Source organism: Phenylobacterium sp. (assembly GCF_030693805.1).
Classification (GTDB): domain Bacteria; phylum Pseudomonadota; class Alphaproteobacteria; order Caulobacterales; family Caulobacteraceae; genus Phenylobacterium.
This window is the reverse complement of sequence record NZ_JAUXZW010000243.1, coordinates 1-1,714: the sequence shown is the minus strand read 5'-3', so window position 1 is coordinate 1,714 and position 1,714 is coordinate 1. Positions and strand designations below refer to the sequence as shown.

The following is a 1,714-nucleotide window of genomic DNA, read 5'->3' as shown; positions in this document are numbered from 1 at the left end:
GGCCGGCCGCATGGCGCGCCGCACGTACGGCGATCCCTCGTCACCCCAGGCTGGCCTGATCTAGGCGGTCGCCGCAGCGGCCTCAGCCGGGCTGCTGCAGGGGGGCTTCCTTGGCCTCGGCGATAGCGGCGTTGAGGGCGTCCATATCGGCGCCGGCGATCAGGCGATCGCCGACGATGAACGCCGGCGTCCCGCTGATCTGCAAGGCGTTGGCCAGGGTGCGGACATCGGCGATCTGGCGGACGATTGCAGGCGCGTCGGCCGCGCGGCGGGCGGCGGCGGGGTCGATCCCGGCCGCGACGAGATGGCGGTCCACAGCGGCCTCATCCAGCGCCTTGTCGGCCATCAAGGCGCCGTGGAGCTTCAGGCCCGCGCTCTTGCCGGCGTCAGTCAGCGCGATCCGGGCCGCGGTGTCGGAGACCTCGCCGAAGATCGGCATCTCCTTGAACACGAAGCGCACGTCCGGGTTGTCGGCGATGATCTTCAGCACGTCGGGAGCGGCCACCTTGCAGTAGCCGCAGCGGTAGTCGAAGAACTCGACCACCGTGACCTTGCCGTCCGGGTTGGCGACAAAGTCTCGCGGGTCGCGCTCCAACTGGGGGCGCAGACTGGCCAGCGCCGTGCGGCTGGCGGTCAGGCTGGCGGTCTGGCGTTCGGCCTGCAGCTTCTTGACGGCTTCCTCGATGACCTCGGGGTGCTCCATCAGATAGGCGTGCACGCGCCGGCCGAAGGCGTCGTCGGCTGGCTTGCCGCAAGCCGTCAGGATCAGCGCCGCGGCGCAGGCGGAGAGGGCGGTGGCGATCGTTCTCATGGTGTCCGGATTTGCATGCGTGGTGCGGCGCGCGGGGTCAGCGGAATGAGCCCTTGGCGATGGAGCCTTCGCGGGCCAGATCCTTCAGGTCGTCCTTGCTGGGCTTGGAGACCAGTACGATGTCGGTGGCGCGCCGCCATTCGGGCGTGCCCTTGTCCAGCAGCTCGCGGGCGCGCATGGCGAACACCAGCGCCTCGCGGGTCTGACCGACGGCGAAATTGTACTCGGCCGTCGCCAGCCTGGCCATGCCGTCCTGGCCGCGCTTGTCATAGGCCTCGGCCAGCATCCGCCAGGCGACCGCATTGTCGTCCTCCTGCGTCAGCGCCTTCTTCAGCTCGGCCACGCCCTCGTCGATCTTGGCCGGGCTGTCGAGCGCGATCAGCGTCTGGCCGAGGTTGATGCGCAACAGCGGCGCCTGCGGCATCAGCTCGACGGAGCGGCGCTGTGGGGCTTCGGCCTCGCTCGCGCGGCCGAACTCGAACAGCACCTGGCCTTTCAACTCCCACAGGTAGGGGTTCTCCGGCTGGTCGACGAGCAGGGCGTCGATCGCCTTCAGCGCACGGTCGGAGTCCTTGAGCTGGTAGTAGGCGATCGCGCGGGCGTAACGGGCCGGATAGGACTTGTCCTTCTCGTCGTACTTCATCATCGCCGCCTGCGGATTGATGAAGCCGTCCAGCTTGGCGCGCATGATGGCGTGCTGGTCGAGCGCCTCGGGCGTGTCCTTCTGGTCGTAGTAGGCCTGGCGCTCGACGCGGGCGCGCAGGGCGTCAATGCGGTCGGACGACAGTGGGTGAGTGCGGAAATAGGCGTAGCGCCGCGCCTCGGCGAACACCTCCTGGTAGCGGAAATTGTCGAAGAAGTCGGCGAGCCCCTTGCCCGACAGATGCGACTGTTCCAACAGGC

At 68.6% G+C, this 1,714-nt stretch carries 2 protein-coding genes; both read right to left on the bottom strand.

What is annotated here, in order from left to right:
* Positions 1–82: 82 nt before the first annotated feature.
* Positions 83–811, bottom strand: coding sequence for a DsbA family protein (locus Q8M88_RS09360; RefSeq protein ID WP_305596676.1), 729 nt, complete (start codon positions 809–811; stop codon positions 83–85).
* A 37-nt stretch (positions 812–848) separates the two neighbouring features.
* On the bottom strand, positions 849–1,714 hold an 866-nt coding region (locus Q8M88_RS09355; protein WP_305596674.1), incomplete at its 5' end, for a tetratricopeptide repeat protein.

Bases quoted from the DNA above. Each gene is read 5' to 3' on its own strand.
- Q8M88_RS09360 (WP_305596676.1), bottom strand. From the start codon at position 811: ATGAGAACGATCGCCACCGCCCTCTCCGCCTGCGCCGCGGCGCTGATC.